The 21,399-nt window shown below is 41.3% G+C and carries 14 protein-coding genes; all 14 read right to left on the bottom strand.

Features of this window, described 5'->3' with window-relative positions; genetic code table 11:
• Window positions 1–29: 29 nt before the first annotated feature.
• A complete protein-coding gene (locus NWF04_00410) occupies window positions 30–365 on the bottom strand; it encodes a hypothetical protein (protein ID MCW4005049.1) in 336 nt (111 codons plus the stop codon).
• 255 nt (window positions 366–620) lie between these two features.
• Window positions 621–1,700 (bottom strand): UDP-N-acetylglucosamine 2-epimerase (non-hydrolyzing), encoded by a 1,080-nt coding sequence (gene wecB, locus NWF04_00405; GenBank protein MCW4005048.1) that lies wholly within the window; start codon window positions 1,698–1,700, stop codon window positions 621–623.
• 139 nt (window positions 1,701–1,839) lie between these two features.
• Window positions 1,840–3,417, bottom strand: a complete 1,578-nt coding sequence (locus NWF04_00400; protein ID MCW4005047.1) for a flippase — start codon at window positions 3,415–3,417, stop codon at window positions 1,840–1,842.
• 286 nt (window positions 3,418–3,703) lie between these two features.
• Window positions 3,704–6,667 (bottom strand): hypothetical protein, encoded by a 2,964-nt coding sequence (locus tag NWF04_00395; protein MCW4005046.1) that lies wholly within the window; start codon window positions 6,665–6,667, stop codon window positions 3,704–3,706.
• 148 nt (window positions 6,668–6,815) lie between these two features.
• Window positions 6,816–9,986 carry a glycosyltransferase family 39 protein gene (locus tag NWF04_00390; protein MCW4005045.1) on the bottom strand — a complete coding sequence of 1,057 codons (3,171 nt, stop codon included), beginning with the start codon at window positions 9,984–9,986 and terminating at the stop codon, window positions 6,816–6,818.
• A 7-nt stretch (window positions 9,987–9,993) separates the two neighbouring features.
• Entirely contained in the window at window positions 9,994–11,136 is a 1,143-nt protein-coding gene (locus NWF04_00385) for a glycosyltransferase family 4 protein (protein ID MCW4005044.1), read from the bottom strand.
• Window positions 11,137–11,250: 114 nt separating this feature from the next.
• Window positions 11,251–12,495: a glycosyltransferase family 4 protein gene (locus NWF04_00380; protein MCW4005043.1), complete on the bottom strand. Its 1,245-nt coding sequence runs from the start codon at window positions 12,493–12,495 to the stop codon at window positions 11,251–11,253.
• Entirely contained in the window at window positions 12,476–13,618 is a 1,143-nt protein-coding gene (locus NWF04_00375; GenBank protein ID MCW4005042.1) for a glycosyltransferase, read from the bottom strand. The genes NWF04_00380 and NWF04_00375 overlap by 20 nt, the downstream gene beginning before the upstream one ends.
• A 4-nt stretch (window positions 13,619–13,622) precedes the next feature.
• Complete coding sequence (locus tag NWF04_00370; GenBank protein ID MCW4005041.1) at window positions 13,623–14,810, bottom strand: polysaccharide pyruvyl transferase family protein; 1,188 nt, start codon at window positions 14,808–14,810, stop codon at window positions 13,623–13,625.
• 6 nt (window positions 14,811–14,816) lie between these two features.
• A complete protein-coding gene (locus NWF04_00365; GenBank protein ID MCW4005040.1) occupies window positions 14,817–16,259 on the bottom strand; it encodes a B12-binding domain-containing radical SAM protein in 1,443 nt (480 codons plus the stop codon).
• Window position 16,260: 1 nt separating this feature from the next.
• On the bottom strand, window positions 16,261–17,355 hold the full coding sequence (locus NWF04_00360) for a glycosyltransferase family 4 protein (protein ID MCW4005039.1): 1,095 nt from the start codon (window positions 17,353–17,355) through the stop codon (window positions 16,261–16,263).
• A 215-nt stretch (window positions 17,356–17,570) separates the two neighbouring features.
• Window positions 17,571–18,521: a glycosyltransferase family 2 protein gene (locus NWF04_00355; GenBank protein ID MCW4005038.1), complete on the bottom strand. Its 951-nt coding sequence runs from the start codon at window positions 18,519–18,521 to the stop codon at window positions 17,571–17,573.
• Window positions 18,514–20,079, bottom strand: coding sequence for a hypothetical protein (locus tag NWF04_00350; protein MCW4005037.1), 1,566 nt, complete (start codon window positions 20,077–20,079; stop codon window positions 18,514–18,516). Before NWF04_00350 ends, NWF04_00355 begins: the two co-directional genes overlap by 8 nt.
• A 32-nt stretch (window positions 20,080–20,111) precedes the next feature.
• A complete protein-coding gene (locus NWF04_00345; GenBank protein MCW4005036.1) occupies window positions 20,112–21,392 on the bottom strand; it encodes a glycosyltransferase family 2 protein in 1,281 nt (426 codons plus the stop codon).
• Between the last annotated feature and the right edge of the window lie 7 nt (window positions 21,393–21,399).

Raw genomic sequence — 21,399 nt, 5'->3', positions numbered from 1 at the left:
CAAGATCTGTTTGTGAAGCGGGTGAAGCATCATCTTGGGGGGTGTCCGTTGAGTTTCATTATGGTCCAGTATGTGGCGTATCCTGTGTCGTCTGCCCATACTGCGGCTTTTTTGTGTCCCCACTGTACTGCAAGACTGCTGAGTTTTTGTGCAATAGGGAATCCGAAATCTCTCACGGCACTTATGAACTTGTTTTCAAGAAACGTTTCTAGCTTGTGTGCTATGGACAAAATGCTTTTGGTTAAGAAGGGACTGCGAACGCTTTCGGTCACTCGTATCGTTAAGTCAATGAGTGCCCTGTCAAGTCGGGGCAAGACCCTAAACCAAGCGCCTGCACGCATAGCTTGTTTCTTAAATTTCAGCAATTGGGCTTTACCTAAAAATTTAGAAGCGCAATTCTGAGAATCCGAGGACATTACGTACGTTTACTCCTGAACTGTTCTGACCAGTAGGCAATCATGCGTTATCAGACAGTAATAAATACTTTACACTACATTCTGATTCAGAACAAAAATGAATCATTGATTCGATTCAGAAACAGAATAAACTAAAAACATAAAAAAACAGCCACACAAACAACCCAGCAGGTTGCCAACATAAAAAATGTTCGGAAGCGGCGCTTAGCACAGGTTTGATAGCAGAATCTGCAAGATTTTTGAGGCAGAAGTGCCATCGCCAAAGGGGTTTTTCCAGCGTGGGGGTTTGGCGGTGATTGTTTGGGCGGCTTTGAGGATTTTGTTTGGGTCTGTGCCTGCGAGTATGTTTGAGCCTGCGGTTAGGGTTTCGGGTCTTTCGGTGTTGTCTCTGAGTGTGACGCAGGGAACGTTTAGGATGCAGGTTTCTTCTTGTACACCGCCAGAGTCGGTCAAGACCAGTTTTGCTTTGCTTTCAAGCTGCAAAAAAGACAGGTAATCCAACGGCTCAACCAACGTTAACCCATCGGTACTCAAACCAAAGAGTTCAAGCTGCTTTTTTGCCCTAGGATGAATCGGATAAACCAAAGGCACCCCACATTCCCGCTGAACCATCTTAAGACCCCTGATGAGCCCCACAAAACGGTCTTTGCAGTCAACGTTTTCTTGCCTATGAGAAGTCGCCAAAACATACTCTTTGGGAGCAAGGTGGAGTTCATCAAGAACCATAGATTTTGATTGCGCCAACTCTAGGTTCTGGTAAACTGCATCCACCACGGTGTTGCCAACCATGAAAACCTGTTCTGCGGCGATGCCTTCACCAAGCAAGATGTGTTGTGATTCTTTCGTGGGGGCAAACAGGTAATCGGAGCAGTGGTCGGCTAGGACTCGGTTGGTTTCCTCGGGCATTGTTTTGTCGTAACTGCGTAGTCCAGCTTCAACGTGTCCAACCTTGATGCCAAGTTTTGACGCGGCTAAAGCTCCCGCAAGCACCGTGTTAGTATCACCCTGCACCAAAACCACCTCAGGAGCTTCCCGCCCCAGAATCTTTTCGATGCCAGCAAGCATCCTGCCAGTCTGTTCCCCATGCAACCCCGAACCCACATCAAGATTATACTGTGCCTCAGGCAACCCCAACTGCTCAAAAAACACGCGATCCATATTATACGAGTAATGCTGCCCCGTATGCAAAACAAAAAAATCCAAACCCAAAAGTTCACACTCGCGAATCACAGGGGACATCTTTACGATTTCAGGACGCGTTCCCAAGATTAACGCAAACTTCAACAAATCAACCCGCAAACTATAGCAACCACAATTACGGCGCTTTTCACTAATATTTCTTATTAAACAAAAAACATGACTTAACCTTCAATAACTGTACAGAAAACGGTTTTGCAACGCCAAAAAACGCTGCTTTTTTCGGTTACAGTTTGATTTTTGCCATTAGTTTTTCAAGAAGAGTTAGTATGCGATCTAGAGGTACGCTAAGGGGTCCAAGTCCGCTGGTCATGACGCGCAGATTGCTTATGTCGGATTCGTTTATGGCGCGTGTTAAAAGCACTGCCAAGACAAAGACCACTACGAAAACGATTACGCCCAAAAAGAGCTCGATAAGGCTGCTTAGGGCGAGCTGGGTGACAAGCAGATACGTTAGGGAAGCGGCTGTGAAGGAGGACAAGACGATTTTTGCAGATGCGTTCCAGTCGGTGCTTACGCCGTAGCGTTTTTTTATGAAACGCAAACCAAAAATCATGTTGGGTATGGCTGAAATCAAAGTGGAGATGACTAAGCCTATGACGCCTAGTTGCGAGATAAGCACAAAGCCCAAGGGGAAACCTACGGCGGCAGTCATCAAAGACAGCTTTAAGGTGTAAGTGGTTTGGCCTTGACCGTTGATAAGGTTGACTATGCTCAGGTGCCCAAAGGCGGAGTACACGTAGGCTATGGCAAGCAAAGCCAAAAACAAGGGTGCCTCAGCGTACTGGTTGGGGAAAACAGTTGAAATCGCGGGTTGTGCAAGAGCCATCACCATGGTTGCAACTGGAACAACTAGAAGCGCCGAGTATTTTACGGAGAACTGGTAAACGCTTTGGAGCGCCTGCGGGTCCTTTTCCCCGTCAATCTTTGAAAAAGCAGGAAACAGCATAGTAGTCACGGGCAAAGCAAAGAAAGTTATCAAAACAACAAAGTTTTGAGCAACAGAATAGTTACCAAGCAAAGCGTCATTTGAAACATAGATTACCAAGAGGAAATTGTAGAACTGAAGCAAAATCCCCGAAAAAATAACTCCGAAAGACAAGGGAAAGCCGTAACGGAACATTGCTTTCATGGTTGTTTTCAATTCAGATATGGACAAAGGAGAGGGGGGCAGTTTTCTGTATACGCCAAACATTAGCATAACACCGATTAAGCCAGCTATCAGGAAGGCAACAGTAAAGCCCATGATTGCGCCTAAGGGACCAAGACCTAAAACGACAAGGACAACGATGAGAATCGTCTTGATAAGGGCTTGACTCACTGTCATGATGCTGCATAAATGCATTTTTTCAGTACCTGTAAAAGCCGCTGTTGCAGTGTTAACAAAAGCGCCCGCCAAAACGCTAAAGGAAGCTACCTGAATCAAAGGGGCAACATCAGGCCTGTTAAACAGGTTTGCTAAAACCCCAGATAAGCTAAACCCAATTACGGAAAGAAGCAAACCAAATACAATTTCGAAAACCAAACCCGACACGAAGACGCTTCTAATCTTTTCAGCCTTGTTTTCAACGTTAAACTGGGCAGTGTAACGCACTATAGCAGAGTTAACACCCCAATCACGAAACAAAAGCAAAAGGTTAGGAGCAGACAAAGCAACAAAATACGCTCCATAGTTATTCTCACCCAGCAAAGAAGCAATAATTATAGTACCTATAGCAGAGATAACCGTAGAAACCGCTAGACCCCACATATAATGAAAGCCGCCTCTAGCCGAAATCTTCGCCATATCCGAAACTTTGGTCATCTAACGGTTCCCAGCGTACAATTAAACTGAAATTAAAAAACAAGTGGACAATAGAAGCGTTTATGAGTTGTGGTTATGACAAACAACGCTACGGCATTGGCACATCGACCTGAACGAGTTTACTGGAACTGTTTTAAAAGCCACTTATAATTTATGAGATAAAAAGAAGCAACTGCGCAACACCAGCCACAACACGAACCTATTAGCAGCCTATTTGGATCCAAATTTTAATTCTATGCAGAAAGGGGGGAGGGGTAGGTAAAAAAAAGTTGGGTACTGTGTGGGGCTAGGCTTTTTTTCGCAAATATTTCGTGTAGTCATGGGTTGAGTTTATTGGTGCGTGGCTAAACCAGTTGTACTCTGAATATTTGGTGCCTAGTTTGATTTCTCCGTGCACTGAAGTTACCTCAAAGGTCACTACAATTACGGTTTTGCCGTCGGATTCCACGATTCTGCCCCCAACGATTTTGTCTACCGTCACAGTAAGGTTTAGCGCATCCTTGAATTGCTGTTGCAGCACGTCTTTTAGCGACTCATTTTCCGCGACTAATCCTCCTACAACGTCCCAGTAACCTTGGAACGGCACAACATTTCGCTTCAAAAGCAAAATCTTACCCTCCTTGACATAAACGCCTTCAACGTAAACAGAAAACTGGTTACCCAAAGCGCCTTCCGCCACGCCCCCAACCGCTAACGGCAGAGCAGATAGGTTCGTGATTTGGCGGCGGTCAAAGGCATCGCTATCAACGGAGCCAAGCGTGGAGAAGCCATCTGCATCGGGGTTCTCGTCAGCAACTTCGAGGGTTATGTAGCCTTTCTTGAGAGCCAACCCAAACAAGGCAAACCCAGCGGCTATCACGCCAATCACAAGTACAATCAGTTCGTCAGAGGAGAGGGAATCTGAGGGGGGCTGCGTGGGAGGCTCAGAAGGTGAAGCTGAAGGTGTAGGTGTTTTGTTATCGTCAGGAGGCACTACAACAGGAGAGGCGGCGGGTTCTGAAACAACAACGATAGTGTGAGTTTCAGTGACATCAGCGAAAGCGTAGGAGGTCAGGTTGCCGCAGTCTTCACCATCCACATAAACATGGCTAACGTAACCGTTGTCGGCGGTTATATTGAACTGCTGGTTGCCGCCGTGAACCACAGACAAATTACTAGGAGAGATAATGGAGTGCTCATCTACTATAGCGGTTATGTTGTAGGTGTTTAGGGCGAAGGAAACAGACAGGTTATGGTTTGCGGTAACGTTTTGGAAAACATAAAATTCATCAAGGCTCTGCGTAGCATTATCCACAAGAACTTTACTAACATGATACCCCATATCTGCCACGAAATCAAACCGTTGATCTCGACCATAATCCACAATGACAGATCCAGAAGGCGTCACGGAGCCATTTGCCACAGCCGAAGAATTAATCGTGAACACCTGAGTGGAAGTCACGTTTACAACATGCGGCGCAGTTACATTGCTAAAGGTATAGTTGCTAATTCGCCCTTGCGAAATCCCATCAATAATAACATCTAAATGATACTCCTGTGGAGCTGTGAAGTTGAAAAATTTGCTTTCACCGTAACTGACAGTTGTATTTGAAGGGAAAACAGTTGAATTCTGGTCAGTGTACACTACAATATCGTATTTATTCCAGTTTAACTCTGCCGTAAATGAAGCATCAAGAAGGAGAGTTGTGGTATAGTTTTGCTGATTCCAAATACCTGTAGTGAATGCAGGTCGACCAAGGTTAGTCCATATATTGGCAATTACGCTTTGGTTGGTTTGAAAAGCTAATTGCCCGTTTTCGAAAAAGTTCGTGCAAGTTACAAGGGCAACATTGTTACTATTTGACTTAGAACCGTCAATATGAAGAAGCATAGTGCTATTCGTGACCGAGTCTGTAAAATTGTAGTACGCACCATAGGATACAGGATCAGGTTGTGCATATGGCCCCATACAATATAACGCAGCAACTTCCGCAGAGCTTATAGCACGGTTGTAAATCCGCAGATCATCAATCAGTCCATTAAAATAGGAAGAAAAAGCTGAACATGCACCAATTTGTAGTTCATTGGAGGTGACTGGCAAAGCATCATTTACAAGAGAAGCAACCCCAGCCGCAACATCGTTCTTGAAATATCTCAACATTGACCCATCAAAGGTAAAGGTCCATAGTTGCCAATAATTTAGATCAATAGGCAAGCGTGAAGAGGATGATTCCCATTCAGGCGTATAAACGTGGAATTCACCAGTAACATCTGTTCCAAACACCCAACCAGTTTCAGAATCACACTTAGATAGCAACGTTTGCATAGTGCCGTTTTTAGTTGGATACATCCAAGCGCTAACACTCCACGTTGGAGAAAGGGCAAACTCATTTGAATCATCTACTTGAACATAATCGTTTGCAAAGTTCACTGCTGTTCCATATTTGCCGTCTACCCACATATGCGTGTCATAGATTATATCCCCAGATTCATCAAATAACCATTCATTAATAAGTCCCCCTCCGACGCGGACGCCATCACTAAGAAGAACAATTTCAGACTGCGAAAGCGCACAATTATAGACACAAACAGTATCGATTATGCCGTTAAAATAATTCTCGGAATCATCTACACCTATGTAATCCATATAGAAAGGGTCAGGTTGGGCTACGCCACCAAATAATGGATACTTAGCGCCATCAACATAGGCATAAATGGTGTCATTTGAGCTACGCGTCACGATAATGTTAACCCATTTTCCGGTGGGAACAGGCACAGTATAATCCGTGTCGCCACCAAGCTGAGCACGAACAAGAAGATATCCACTCGCAGTCAACCCAATTTTTGTATCATACTCGCTTGAACCAAATATAAAATCGTAATCTAAAGCCGAAAAGCGATTTACCCAAACACTGAGGGTATACTCACCTGTCAAAGATATCGCAGATGAAAGGGAAACAAAATCTCCACTGTTATTAAAAGACAAGGCGTTTTCAAATTGCCCAGCCACATGCACCGCACCAGAAATCAAACCATTGTTATAGCCATAAAATGTTCCATTATTGTTGTTACCGCTTACATCACGAACTACAATACCAGATCCATCATTCATGTCCCAGTATCCAATCAGGCGATCATCAAAGGGAACGCCCATACTCACACCATCAGCAAAATTAATCTCCTGATTAAACGTTACATAAGCATCATTCTGGAAACTCCAAAGATTAAATAGTTGACCACATCCAAACTGGACGCCCACTATACCTACCACTAATAAGACACCCAACAAACAAGAGAAGAACCTCAACATACGAAAAGACAGCCTATAAACACCTCCCAAACACAGATGGAAAGATAACAACACTATTTTCAGATTGAAACTCATATTCAAAGCAAGCACATTTTTGATATTTCGACATTTATAAAACACCTAAATAGTAAAGGGACAAACTTTGTTCAGCGCTGTTTTGAGGATAATAAATTGTTAAAACTGCGCCATCTTTCAACAGTTCGGATTGAACATCAAAAATCATGACACCATCGCTGATCGTTTGCTCTAATTGGCCGTAAGGTGAAGTCAGAAAGATTTGGGCAGAGGTCAATAAATCATCAAACCGGGTAGAAAGTGCAATTTGTAGTGTAGAAAAATCAGAAGATACCGAGGGCAATTCATAGCTAATGCCAGCAGTACAGCCTTCCAGTCTGAGGTAACCCAAGTAATATGTTGCAACCCGCTCACCCATCAGCACTTCACCATACACAATTTTACTCCAGGAGGGGTTTCCGTAGGCTTTGAACTCGCATAATGGAACTGAAACAGTTTTCCAACCAACAAAATCATCTAGTATAGTTACAGAATAGTAGTCTTGCCAACTTGAAGTATGGAAAGTAAAGGTTACTGGTTGGGCAGTGTTATTGCCATAGAAGGATATGTTGAGATTATTCCAAGTTTCCCAATTTTGGGCGACCTCATAGCGGTGATATATAACCATATTTCCCGTACCGTTCACATTAATTCTAAGAGAGGCGTGTTCAGCCATTTCATTTACAGGACTATTTGACAATGTGATTACATCCGCAGAATCAGATTTTGCTGTTGTCCAAAAAGTAGCAGGATAATCGGCAGGGGTAATGAATGAATCACTTTCAGTTCCGCGAATTAAAAGCCCTTGCGAAGTAGATACAGCCACCGTAAAATCATTTATTGGCGTCCAATTAGCGTCAAATGTAGTCAAATATCTATAATTCAGGTTTTGCGTATCCGAGGAAATAACTTTGTATAATTCAAATTTTGAAAATTCCTGCAAAAATTTTATAGCAGGAGTACGACCAAAGAACGCTTTGTTCACTAGATTTAAGTTATTACTTATAACAGTAAAAGATTCATAATAGCTATTATTTGGTTTAGGAAAAAGAAAATAGCCCACATTATGATCCAAAAGGTAATCCGCCAAAGCAGCAGAATTATTTATAGAAAGATCATGTAAAGTTACTAAACCATAAAGACTAGTCATATCAATTACTGGATGTGACGTAAAATATGAAACAGGCAAGGCATAACAAGTAACTATTGATAGATTATCATGCGTCAGATTTTGATTTACATAGGATATAACTTCAGGCAGATTATTTTCCCAAGAACTTGAAACAGAACATAAACTATTTTGAACATCAGTAAGTCCAGCAAAAGAAACAGTTACAAAGGGATATAACAAGATAATCACCAACATAAAAGGAAGACATACACGAACACCACGCATGATTTTAGGAGACAAACGTTTTAGAACAAGTTTTCTAGGAAATGGATAAAAGAATATTGCAAAAAAGAAGGCAAATATAAGCAACATCTCAACACTAGCAGCACCTATCGAAAGAGATTTTGATCGAATCTGATTAATTGTTAAAGAAGCTAAATCAAACTTGAAAATCCACAGGTATAAAAGGGAAAAACAAACAAAGGCAATAAACCGGTATGACATCGAGTTATAGGTTCTAGACAGATTTGAAAATGCTTTTACTCCGACAGCCGAAAAAACAGCCAAAAAGGGAGCAAAATATAAGAGCCTACGCACCTCAGGTCCAGCATTGTTACAATTAAAAGCCCAAGACCATAAACAAAACATCATCATAAAAAGAGACAGGAGCATAAAAGAATTTGAGTTATTTTTGAGAATGCAATACAAAACTACCCCAAAACCAACCACACATGGAACCAGCAAAAAAGCACCCAGATTAAGGCTACCAAATAAAACGTCGAGCCTAAACAGTCCAAAGATGCTAGAGGGCAGAGAACTCAGTCCACCAGGTAAAGAATCACCAATTATTGGCGCCACTTTGAGGCTTTCAGCAGCAGCAAACGTCGGGTTGAAGTAAATTAATAATTTAGAAGGCACACCAAAGAGGGCCGTATTTCTCAACCAATAACAAACAACAGGCACAAAGGGCAAAAATAAGAAGACAACATTTCGCATTTTCACAGGATGTACAACAGGAAGCATTCTATAAACTAAAACACCAAAAATTAGTCCCGTGAAAAACACTGGTGCTTGTTTGGCAAGGTAACCAGACAACAAATGAAGAGGATAATGAAAAATATCCCATAATGGAAAGAAATTATATATCACTACAAAAAGTACGGACAGCATAACTGTAAAAAGAATTCGAGATTTCTTGTTAACAATAGGGAGAAAAGGTATAACACTAAGAGTCAGCAATGGCAAAGCGAGTAATTCTCCAACGTCCTTTTGAAGCAGCAAAATTGCGAAAGCCGCACCCAACATAAGCCACCAAAATCTAGAATTTGTGCTAGTTTTGTGTATTTTAAGAATGATATAAGACAATAAAGAAATAAAGAAAACAAAAGGTATGTCTAGATATAAACTATAGTTGGTAGCGACTACGAGCACAATTGGCATGGACACAAAAGATATAGCACCAACAAATGCAGCCTTATAGTCGTTAGTGACAGTTTTGGATAACAAATAAACCGTTACACTGGTTAAACTTATGTAAAAAATCGGGAATACCCTAACACTCATATCAAAGCTCAGCGTTGTCAACCCAAAAGACCCCAACCAAGCATACAACAAAGGCATAGCTGGATGAGATATTGTCACTAAAGTACTTTGCAAGAAGTAGTCGTATTGTAACCCACCTGTCAAAAGAATAGACTTTGCCCTAGGCAGATATAGGAAAAGAGCATCATATTCTGCGAACAGCGAATGGGAAAGCACCAAAGAGGATATGAAGAACAGCATGACTACAAGCAAAATAAACAGCGCAATTTTATCGATTTCAAGTTTAATATGGAAACTGTTCCCAGAATGCATCATAGATTTGACTATTGAAATAAAAGCAAGTACCGAAAGCAGAAGACTAACTATGGTAAAAAAGACGAAGAAATGGGGTGTTAAGTCAGAGAAGATGCCAACCAGATAACCACAACTTACCAGCAAATAATTCCAAATAAGGCTACCTAAAACGATAAGTTCAGGCAGAGATAACTTGATGCGATATCGCATGGAGAGGAAATATAATACCAAAATTCCAGGGAGAAAACACAAGAAAGGCAACAAATAGAAACCAATCATTTAGGAACTACTCGGAATTTAGTAAAGAACGGTAGAGTTTTAGATGCTCAAGCGATATGTTTTCCCAAGAAAAAGAAGCGGCATAATCAGACGCATTAGTTGCAATATGCTCATGATCTAACTTGTTTGAGGAGATGCTCACAAGGGCGTCTAACAGACTTTCAGGGTGTTTAATGTCGAAGGGCAAGAAATGTCGCTGAGGAATTATGTACGGCAAGTCTTTTACAGCATCTTCTGTAGCAACAACAGGTTTACCACTAAGAAAAGCATATATTGTCTTGACATGAGGACCGCTATGTGAAGGAAGATGGGGAAACACGATTACATCAGGTAAAGATAATAACTCCTCTAACTCGGTGACGAACCCAAGTGGAATGAAACGATCAGTTTTACGGAATTTTTCTGAGCCGACACCAGCCAAAATGAAAAGCAACTTTCGACCAGTAATTTTTTCAAAACTTGTAGAAATAGAGTTGGATATAGAGTATAGATGTGCCGCCGCGTCATAATTTGGCTTGAAGGTCATAGAACCAAAGAATAAAGCTACAAAACTGTTCGAGCCAATACTGTGTTTTTTCCGGATGCCAAGAGAGTCAGGATTTATTGTGACACAATTTGGCACTCCATTTGGCATCACCACCATTTTTCTAACAGCAATTTCACCGTGAAGCTCTTTGAACCACTTCTTCACACTTAATCCAGGAGTTATTGAAGCATCAAAAAGAGTTAACAAAACCCGTTGAATAGCTAAATTGAACTTCCCCGTAAAGCTTTTACGAGGGTCGTCTTTAAACCATTTATCGTGGTAAACAATTATAGTTTTTCTACTGAAGAAACGCATAAACAGAAGTAAAAAGAAACTTCTAGTTAGAGAGAAGGATTCCACTTGAACTATGTCGTACTTACAGGTTAAACCCACTGCAACTTGTTGTACAAACCATCTCAAAAGCCCGCCAAGTTTTAATATTCTATTGGGCATAACAAATACTTGTAAACGTCTAGAGTTAAAATTTTGAGTGCTATCTGCGGCAACTCCAGAAAGAGTCACGTAAACGTTGTTATCACTTAGACATTTTGCAATTTGAAGGACTCTCTCAGAAGTGCCACTATCCCGCGAAATATAACTTGCATATATTATTGCTACACGCAAAGGTAAAACAACCTCTTAAGCAGTATAGACAAAAGAACATATGCTAAAATACCACCTACACTAGATAAAACTATAGTAAACACATCAAGCAGTTTTGTAACCAAAGCATAACAACTATCTATTGTTTAAATGACGCCCATACATTGCGAGTACTTTGCCATAAATCGGCTCAACGTCATAGTTTTGAGCTTTTGTTCTAGCAGCATAACCCAGTTGCACCCTCAGAGAGGCATCATTGTGGAGTAATAAAATAGAGTGCCTTAATTCTTCAACATTATATGGATCTATTAGGATAGCTTCTTTCCCAGAGCTAACAATATCATTTATTCCAGGTATGTTACTAGCAATTATTGCTTTGCCAGCAACCATGGCTTCTATTAAGCTTACGGGACTACCTTCGCTCAAAGAAGGGAGAACAAAAATATCTATCGCATTAAGGAAACGGTAAGCAGCAGGAAGTAAACCTGCAAAGCAGGTGCGGTCATCAATTTCGTAGTCAACAGCCATTTTTTTAAGAATCGGCTTCAGGTATCCATCGCCTATGATCAATAGTTTACAGTTGATTTTTGGATATTCTTTGGCAATGCCTGCAAACGCTTTTAAAAGCAGCCCCACGTTTTTTTCTGGACCTAACCGACCGATGAAGCCGATCACCACATCGTCTTTCGAAGGTTTCAGGCCCAAACTTGCTAATGCATCTTTTGAAGGTAACAAAGTTTTTTTGTGGTTCTCTACGTCGATAGCAGAGGGGACCACGCGCAGATTATTTCGGTTTACACCCAGCGACTGATAAAAGGACAAGACTTCAAGGTTGTTTACTAAAACTAATTTGGAACTTAGGCTAATGGCATTAACAACCGAGGTATGCCAAATTTTTGTCAACAACCGTATCAGAGAAGATGCCTTAGACTGAGATTGCCTCAATTTGATACAAGGTTCCCTTAAGGGCAAACCGTGAATCTGTATCAACAAAGGCGACCTAAAAATTCCTGCAACAATGAAACCAATCAGAACCGAAGACGAAATGTCGTGAACATGTATCACTTTTTTACAATTTGCCTTGTTTTTGAACTCTTTTACGAGCTTCTTTACACCAAGAACAACAGTCAAGGGATTGGGCAGATGCTGAGTCATGACAAACAGGTTTGAAGTAAATTTAGTTTCTGTCTCGCACTTTGAATTGACCATAGCATCTTGGGCAGTGTAGATGTGTCCCATTCTACAGAGAATTTTAACAGCATAGTCATGATTTTCCAAGAAATCAGTTAATTCCAGCACGTACTTCTCACGACCGCCAGATTTGCAGATCTCGCTACCCATAATCTGGTATATGCGCATTTTAGGTTCCAACGAGTTCATGGTAAACCGCGTTTATGTTTTCTAATATGTTGTTCCAGTCGTAGCAGTAAAGCTGTTTTGTTTCGTTTTCACTAAATCTTTGCCTAAGTGCAGAATTTTTGAGGATAGCTGTAATTGCTTGTGATAGGTCAGAGGAGTTGTATTTGGTGACATAACCAAAATTGTCGTGGAGTTCATCTATGACGTCGCCTGCGTTGGTGGTTACTATTGGAACGCCGCAAGCCATTGCCTCTAAGAAGGCTATTGGAAACCCGTAGAAACGTGGCGTAACAAACACGTCGGCGTCAACTAAGGCACATTTCTTGTCGAACTCTGAAAGAGTCCCAGCAAAAATCATTTTGTCAGCAATACCCAATTGCCGAGATAATTTTTTGAGGTAAGGCTCATGTCCACCATCTGGACCTACCATAACAAGTTTAGCGTCACACACATTAGCTGCAACTTGGGCAAAGGCTTCAAGCAACAAACCCAAACCCTTGCTTTTATGAAGACGCCCCAAATACAAAACTATCTTATCCGAAGCTTTGAGGCAAAAGCGCTTTCGGAACAACCCAGCTTCAGGAAGGCGTTTAAACATATCTGAATCAATACCGTTTGAAACAAGGCTTATGCGGGGTTCTTCAACACCCATAGAAACGCATGCATCTGCTTCAGTTTTATTCAAGGCAAGTAGTCTGGACGCGTTTTTATACAACGCATAACCCCAGATTGCATCATACACTTTCTTGAACGTCTGAAACTCAACAATCCGCAGTATCGAACCGTGAGGCTGAAGCACATAAGGCACAGAATACTCACGCGCAAACTTTAAAACAACATTGTTTTGGTAACTCCGCGCCCCGTTCAAATGAATCACATCAAAAGACCGCACATTTTCACTTAGCCATTTCTTGATACGGGGAGAATAAATGAAAAGATGAAAATCAAATACGTAATCAAAGGGAATAACCTCAATACCCAATTCAGCCATTTCACGCAGGGTATCTTCATTTAATCCACATTTTGTTGTTAAAACCGTAACGTCATGACCCATTTCTGCGAGCCCTTTTGAAACATTATATACAACGTTTACTCCTCCACCAAGGATTGGGTTAAATCTGGGTATGACTTGAAGGATTTTCATGAAATCACTTTAATAACTCAGAAACTAATCTACCGTTTGTTAACGCTTTGCTTCGAAGTTTTGCAGTTACGTCACTAAGAATTTCAGAATAATAGGTCTTGTTTTTCCAAACTTCAGAAATGTTTGAGAAAAATCTTTCTTTGAAATCGGCTTGTTCGATTTCTTCGATGTCAATGTAGAATTTGTTTAGACCAAACAAATCCAAAAAACTCTGGACTTTAGAGCTGTAGGAAAGAGGAACAAAGGGAACCCCCATGATAGATGAAATTATCAGAGAATGTAGACGCATACCGATGAGCATATCCAACGAGGAAGTGAAAGCTAACACCCGTTTGAAATTACTGTCAGGCGACATAACAGTTACGCGGTCAATGCGCTTCATTAGATTGCGTATTTGAAGGCACCTAGTATAATCTGCGTGAACAGTGGGGTAATACAGTAAGTCTTGTGGGTAAACACGTGCCAGTTCATCAAAGACAGAAGCCAAAAGTGCTTGACGGCGAGTCCAATCAAAAGTTGGTCCATTTGTTTTCCGATAAGCATCATCATTGTATAGTAGGTTGCAGAAAGTAGCACCGATGAACCGGTCCTCTGGGTTGATGCCAGACTGATTCAGTAATTCAGATAACTCTTGTTTACTGGGTTTTTCAACGGCAAAGGCAGGGTCTGCAGTCTGGGTAACATTACGTAAACCACAATTCTCTAAAGCAACCCGAGATTTATCATCACGAACAGTGACAAGGTCAACTTTGTTAAGAACCTCACGACAAAGATATTTACCAAGTTTTGTATCTATAGGACCCGCCCCTATGCCGTAAATAACTGTCGTTTTGCCTTTGATTTGAGCGGCTTTAACTAAAGAGAGCAGAATGGGCAGATAATGTATTTTCAAGTCCTGCAGTAACTCCCCGCCGCCCAAAACGAAAACGTCACAAGAATCAATAGCAGTTGCAACATTGAAGAATTCTTGCTCAACAAACTGGTTTTTTATGAATGAAACCATACCCCGGTTAAAAGATTGGGAAACTGGATTGACGGCGTGCAGCTTGAGCGTACCTGTGGGGTCATTTGTTATCACCGAAAAACAGGGATTTTCAATGTGTTTCTTAATAGAAGATATAATTCCAGATAGAATTAGCTCGTCACCGATGTTTCCCAGACCATAATAACCAGCGATAAGAATCCGCGTCATGTTACATCATTTAAAAATTTTAACATAAGACAAGAAGGTTCTTGCTGAGCGAAGCATTACTTTCATCTCATCTACAAAAGTTGCACGTGCAACATTTTTAACCGCAACAGGCAGATACGACGGTGACAAGTAATAACCTTTCAAAATATGATTAGCCCAGTACTCTATTTCGTCATTGGTTAGTTCAGGATAATTTATAACGCATTTTTGGTAGCCATTAGAGTCAATGCTTTTCTCTAGGGTATCAACCATTAGGTAGCCATTGTTTTTTGCGTATTCGTAGAAAGCGGTTCCAGGTATTGGGGTTGCAATTGCTACTTGTAAAACATTTGGTTTGATTTCATGTATGAACCGTTCAGTTTCTTTTATGGTTGATACTGTTTCGTTAGGCAACCCAACTATGAAATCGCCGTGGATTAGCAAACCAGCTCGTTTAGCATCTGCCGTGAACTTTTTCATCATACCTATGTTGTTGCCTTTTTTGATTTTCTTTAGAATGTGGTCGCTGCCCGATTCATAGCCCACAATTATAAGTCTACAACCAGCTTTCTTCATCTGACGCATAACACTATAGTTTAACGTAGCGCGGGCATTACAAGACCAAACAACGTTTAGTTTTCGGTCCATCAATTCGTTACAGAATTGCTCAATCTTATCGGTTCTAACCGTAAAAGTGTCATCTTCAATGAAAACCTCCTTCACGAAAGGCAACTCTTTTTTGATATACTCAAACTCGTCCACAAGATTTTCGGGGTCTCTCATTCTATACACGCGGCCGGTCATATTTTCAGGCCAAGAACAGAAAGTGCAGTACGAAGGACACCCGCGACCCGCAAAAATTTGAACCTCAGGATACAACGATTGACTCAAAAAATACCGTTCTATTGGAAGATATTTCTTGTAGACTTTAGAAACAAACGGTAACTCATTTAAGTCCGTGGAAGAAGAGAAAGGTTTAGACTTCGTTTTTATTAGTTCACCGCGTTTCTTGAAAACAATCCCGTTTACATTGTCAAAGGACCCTTTACGTTCAAGAGTTCCCACAAGGTCCGCTACGACCCATTCAAACTCGAAAGGAACCGCAACGCGAATTCCCGAATTCAGGATTTTTTCATAAAAAAGATGCACAGGGGGACCAACCATTACAGTTACCGCGGAAGAGGGTAGGTTTTTTAGAACCTTGATATCGTTGCTTAAGCTTGAAAAATTGGTTTCTGCAATTATGACGTCAGGAGAAAACGCTTTCACATCTTGATTAACCATATCAAAAGTCCAACCCTGTGCAACCGCGTCAACAAGTTTCACATTATGGTCTTTTTCTAGCATACCCGCGGTGTAGGCTAACCATTTAGGGTAATCAAGACCGCCACTTCTTGCAGAGGCACCCTGCCACCTGCCGCATCTTACAAAATTTGGCTTAAACGGGGGGTTCAGAAGATAAACTTTCATCTTAGCATTCTACCAGTAGTTTTTCAAATCTTAGTATGATATTTGACCAAGAGTAATCATGCAGGGTTACCAATCTGCCGTTTTTTCCCGCATTTTTAGTCAGTTGCCGATTGAAGTACAGACGCTTCAAAAGCCGTTTGTAATCCGCAGTTGAGGAGGCATAAAAAACGTTTTGCCCAAATAGAGCAGTTACGCTTCTTAGCGGGGTTGATATAACTGGCACTTCACACGCCATATATTCGAAGAGTTTGAGAGGTAAAGAGTTCTGAGAGACGGCATCAAACCTGAAGGGAATTATACCAACATCAAAGCTGTTTATTATATCTGGAATATCATCATAGTTTATTGTACCCGTAAATTGGACATATGAATCCAACGATTTTGAGGATACGCTTTGTTTTAGTTCTGCGGCACATGGTCCATCTCCGACAATTACCGCTTTCATATTGCATTCAGGAACTAATTCAGCCAAAGCATTCAAAAATGGTTCGAAATTTAACCATTCACGCAAAACACCAACAAACCCCACGATAAAAGAATCACCTAAATCATTTTTTTCTCTAAAAAAGCTTTTTGCCTTAGTAAAAAGATCATAATCTACGCCATTGGGGATAACGCTAATTTTGTTGTTTGGTACACCATACATTTCTGAAATCTGTTTTGTGGTTAGTGTAATTTTAGAGGCGTTTTTCATGTTTCTCTTGAATATGTGTTTTGAAATAATATAGGATAATCCTCTAAGTATCTGTGGGATTTGTTTAGAAGTATAGCTCATGTTAGGCAGGTCGTCTGCTACGTCATAGACAGTGGGGACTCGCAAGAGGCTGGTAATTAGGGAAGAGGTAAAGAGTCCGTTATAGTTCAAGTGTAAATCAAATTGTTTTAGATTGAGTTTGTGTTTTGTCAATTTAAGAAGGAAAAACAAGGACGATACATCTTGAAGATATGGGGGTATGTTTAGGTCGGTGATATATACAACTTTGATTCTGTTGAATAGGTCTTTGTAGCTTTTTTGGAATTCAGCATAGTTTGTATCATATTTTAGTTTCCAGTTATCATTCACGCATAACACGGTTACGTTGTGGTTTTTTGACAGGTAAAGTAGGAATTGATGAAGTCTGCTGTTATGAGCTGACTTTTCAACATCTAAAATGGAAGTGACTAAGATGTTCAGCTACATTCACTCGTTTTTGATCTGATGCAAAAGGGCTTGTTGCTTGAATAACAACCAAACCCAGACAGTTCTTTCGTATGCAGCAACATTCCGTTAATTCTTCCCAGCGACTTCAAAGCACTTTCAGAAGTAATTGCTCAAGCACCAGACCTTTTTTCAGATAGCCGTGTTATCGCATAAAGAGTAATTGCCGTAGATAACAGGAAAAAACCAATTAAAATGAAAGCAATTGATGCTAAAGCAACGTTTGTGACAATTTGGTGGGTTGCTGCATAGAGATTCATCAACCAAACACCAAATAGGGCACCTAACATTAAGGACACTATCCCAGGTATTCCCAGAAGAGGTAAGGGTTTATCCTCAACTACCAGTTTGACTATGGACATAATAAGACTAAGGCCATGTGTAATAGGGTTTTCAGTTGAAGTTTTCACTCCGACTGTTTCAGAATATTTACAGGTAATTGGAACTTCACAAACTTTGAAGCCGCTTCTGTCGACATTGCGTAACAACTGTATGCTAGCGCTCATGCCAGATTCAGATACGGGTAAAAAGTTTAATGCTTGTTTACCGTATGCTCTGAACCCGCTTTGGGCATCACTTATACTGTTTTTGCCAGTTTTAGTTAGTTTTGTTATAAGTTTTACGCCAAGTTGCCGGTAAAGAGGCATATCAGCAGTACCAGCTTCATCTAAGAATCGGCTACCCAGAACAACATCTGCAACGCCATTTTCAATAGGCTTTACCAGCTTTGGAATCTGTCTTGCGTCGTGTTGACCATCAGAATCCAAGGTAACAAGCACATCGGCGTTTAGTTCCCGCGCACGTTTAAACAAGCTTTTAAGCGCAGCGCCATAACCAGAATTTTGTTTGTGACGTACTACATCTGCACCTAAGCGTTCGGCGATTTCGGCAGTTAAATCTGTTGAACCATCATCACAGACAACAACAGCGTCGACATATTTTTGGGCATCCATGACAACACGTGCAATCGTCTTTTCTTCATTGAAAGCGGGAATTCCAGCAACTACCAGCGACTGAGAAGAAATAGCAGCAACATTTAAGGTCTGATTAATTTCTTTAATCAATAGTTTTTCCTCCATAAGTATAAACGGAAATACGTCCAAAATCCTGCAATGTAACAAAACTGCTTGGAACAGAAACCCCATACCAACCAATAGGCGCATTCCACCAGACGAAGAAAATTTGACTATAGTTGTAGTCTATAGCTTTGTTAACTGCTTGGTCGACATTATTTTGGAAGACGATAATGGGGGGGCAGTTATCCAGATACAGTTTTCCCCATTCCAAATAGGCACGCTGCAAAAGCACACATGAATTTTCATCCATGTTATCGTTGAGCCAGTTCATAGCCTGAACAACGCTATCTACATCTTGGTAGGGAACTGTGGGGTTGGTTGAGAAGTATAGGTAAGTGCCAGAAGCCGAAGGCACGCTTGTATTTGCATAAACCATCGAGATGGGTGTAACTAAATAGGCGCTGCCTAACACAAAAGTCAAAATGACCGCAGAGGCGGCTTTTCTGTTAGAATCCCAAGAGAAACGGGGTTTTCTGCGTTCTAGATGTGTTACAGATAGGAGCTTGCTTAATCCGTAAACGGCGTAGAAAGTTAATGGGTATACAAGCATAAACATCCACCGGTGCCAGTACTGCAGAGCACTAAAAGGAATAACCAAACAACTAAATGACCCAACACATAAGAGGACGAACCACAGAGTTAGGAAGTAATTTTTGAAGAGCCCTTTCATAGCTAAATAAAGATAAGGCAAATACAGGAGAGTAAAAAGGAGTACAACGTTTAGAGCTAAAGCAGAATAGCTTCCATAGAAATCCACGGAGGTCTTAACATTTAGGTAGTTAACAAGGAAGAACAGGTTGCTAGGGTGAGCACCTACAGAGTCACCTGCTCCGATTATATTTGATACGGAGTTAGAAAACAAGGGAAACATTCTCAGGTAGATGCCGATTGAAAAAATTATCATAGCTGGAGAAATTGCTAAGATTAAACGTTTTGACAAGTCAGTACGGCCTTTTATAAACTGCCAGATTGCAAGACTTGACACCACAAAAAGCAGAGTCACTGCAGAGTACTCATGTGCAAATACACTAAGTAAAGAAAGGGCAGCAAACAAGGCAACCCCCCTAGTAGATTTAACATCATTTGCATAGGAGAAAGCAAACAGCAAAACTCCCAGACCCAAAGTGTTACGTAGTAAGTCCCAGCTAATGCGCAATGAAGCTAACTGAAGAGCAAAGAAGACTCCTGTGAATATGCCAAGGTATATGCTCCAGTTTAGGTTTTTTCGTGCGAACCAGTAGATTCCAGCGACGTTTAGACCGTAGAGCAGGGGGGCTACGATTTTTAGTATAAGGAAGGGGTCTGTGTGTGAGAGGCTATTTAGGGGTACGATGAAGGCGTTTAGTAGCCAAGTGCTTGTAAAGAAGCCAGTCCAATTTGAAATAATCAAACTGTTTTTCATTATGTTAGCGTAGTAAATGGTGTCAAAGCCTATGGGGTGTGGGAACGCCAAGAGTTCAGGAACCAGACGGATAAAAAAGCCCATTGACAGGCAGGCAAGTAGGGCTTGTGAATCCGTAAGTGTAGGTACATGTAAAAAGCGCATGAAACAACGGTACCTATCGAAGAGTGCAGGTTTTAGGCATATAGTTGTGGTTCCTGCTCTATGGAAAGAGAGAAAGCTAAGTCATCAACTGTACCGCTTTTTTCGGTCTTTACCCATTTATTGGGGCGACGTAGCAGCATCAGCAATCCAGCGTACAAAGCTATGAACCCTTGTAAACACCAGTAAGCAAAAATGAAAGGGAGCCAAAGCAGATTCTTTATGCCCTTGGGCCGTGAAACGTAAATCATTGCAGCGCCCGCAAGAAGCATTGTGAAGGTTGTAGCTGCTAAGGAGAAGTACATGAAACTTTGCCAGATTACATTGAAGGGGAAGGTTGCGAAGAAAAAGCCTGACCCGCCAAGATAAGAGAACAAAGAAGCAATCAGGATGAAAGGTCCAAATAAGGTTACTTCAGCATCTAGCCTTTTCAGGTTTGGCGCTTTCATGAGGCGACCGTATTTGAAAGCAACTTCCATTGTGCCTCTAAACCAGCGTGTACGCTGCTTAAAGAGCGTCTTTAGACCTGAAGGGCTTTCTTGCCAAGAACACACATCGCCGCCGTATCGGATGCTGTAGCCGTTTTCTGTAAGACGCGCACTGATTTCCATGTCTTCGGATAATATGTTTTCGTCAAATCCAGAAAGATTGTTTAAGGTTTCGCGTCGCAGGAACTGGCAGCTACCTTTTAGGTGAACAAACAGGCCTAATGCGTCTTTTCCGCGCAGGTAAGCTTCGCACCAGATTGCTTCTTCGTAGGATATGAATTGGGTTAGCATGTTTTCTTGGGAGTTAATTGATAGGGTTCTACCTTGGACTGCTGCCACGTTTGGGTCCTTGAAGTAATGTGCAGCATTAAGTAAAGCGTCTGTTGCGGGGACGTTGTCTGCGTCAAAGACGGCAACTATGTCGCCTTTGGCATGTTTTAGACCATGATTCAAAGCAGAAGGCTTGCCGCTGGAAACCAAACGCTGCAAAACAGTAACGTTGCCGTAGCTACGTGCAAACTCGTTACAAACATCCAAGGTAGAGTCCGTTGAACCGTCCTCAGCAAGCAACACTTCTATCTTATCTTTTGGGTAATCCAGTTTTTTAATGGCGTCAAAGAGCCGACCCACCAGTTTGGCTTCGTTTTTAACAGGAACAACAATAGAGAAAGAAGGAAAAGATGAAGAATCCAAAACTGCCTGCTTTTGATTTTTTCGGCATTTCCAAGTGTTTCTTACACCCGTTGCAAGAATGGGCAAATTATAGAATATCCACAAGTAGACAACTGCAAAGACGCATATTAAAACTAGATCTACAAACCCAATCATTTGTGAA

It is taken from the genome of Candidatus Bathyarchaeota archaeon (assembly GCA_026014465.1).
Classification (GTDB): Archaea; Thermoproteota; Bathyarchaeia; order Bathyarchaeales; family Bathycorpusculaceae; genus JADGNF01.
This window is presented reverse-complemented; position numbering and strand designations above follow the sequence as displayed.

Excerpts from the sequence above, each read along its gene's own strand:
- NWF04_00400 (MCW4005047.1), bottom strand. The coding sequence starts at position 3,417 with ATGACCAAAGTTTCGGATATGGCGAAGATTTCGGCTAGAGGCGGCTTT.
- NWF04_00390 (MCW4005045.1), bottom strand. The coding sequence starts at position 9,986 with ATGATTGGTTTCTATTTGTTGCCTTTCTTGTGTTTTCTCCCTGGAATT.
- NWF04_00380 (MCW4005043.1), bottom strand. The coding sequence starts at position 12,495 with ATGAACTCGTTGGAACCTAAAATGCGCATATACCAGATTATGGGTAGC.
- NWF04_00375 (MCW4005042.1), bottom strand. The coding sequence starts at position 13,618 with ATGAAAATCCTTCAAGTCATACCCAGATTTAACCCAATCCTTGGTGGA.
- NWF04_00370 (MCW4005041.1), bottom strand. The coding sequence starts at position 14,810 with ATGACGCGGATTCTTATCGCTGGTTATTATGGTCTGGGAAACATCGGT.
- NWF04_00365 (MCW4005040.1), bottom strand. The coding sequence starts at position 16,259 with ATGAAAGTTTATCTTCTGAACCCCCCGTTTAAGCCAAATTTTGTAAGA.
- NWF04_00350 (MCW4005037.1), bottom strand. The coding sequence starts at position 20,079 with ATGCGCTTTTTACATGTACCTACACTTACGGATTCACAAGCCCTACTT.
- NWF04_00345 (MCW4005036.1), bottom strand. The coding sequence starts at position 21,392 with ATGATTGGGTTTGTAGATCTAGTTTTAATATGCGTCTTTGCAGTTGTC.